Genomic DNA, 237 nt, shown 5'->3' on the forward strand with positions numbered 1-237 from the left:
CCTATTGCCGCATCTCCAGTTACCTGCAGACCATGGCAAATCAGGGATACAATCCGCTGGTCGCCATTCAAATGGCCTTTTCGGGACAGCTCTATGCTGATAGGGGTGAGTAGTTACCATCGATCAACTTAACACCATGTTCGGAACATTTCACACGAGGGACTGAGGCATGGATATAGCAGTGATGCTGAAAGAAATTCAGGTGGCGCCAGGTTTTTTCCTGGAAATCATGCGCCT

The 237-nt window shown here is 48.9% G+C and carries 1 pseudogene; it reads right to left on the bottom strand.

The annotated features are described in order from the left end of the window. Positions 1-121 precede the first annotated feature (121 nt). Positions 122-237, bottom strand: a pseudogene (locus tag ACOCD2_RS25645) (transposase family protein); the annotation flags it as partial.

The sequence above is a fragment of the Thiolapillus sp. genome (assembly GCF_048562965.1).
Classification (GTDB): Bacteria; Pseudomonadota; Gammaproteobacteria; order Chromatiales; family Chromatiaceae; genus Thiolapillus; species Thiolapillus brandeum_A.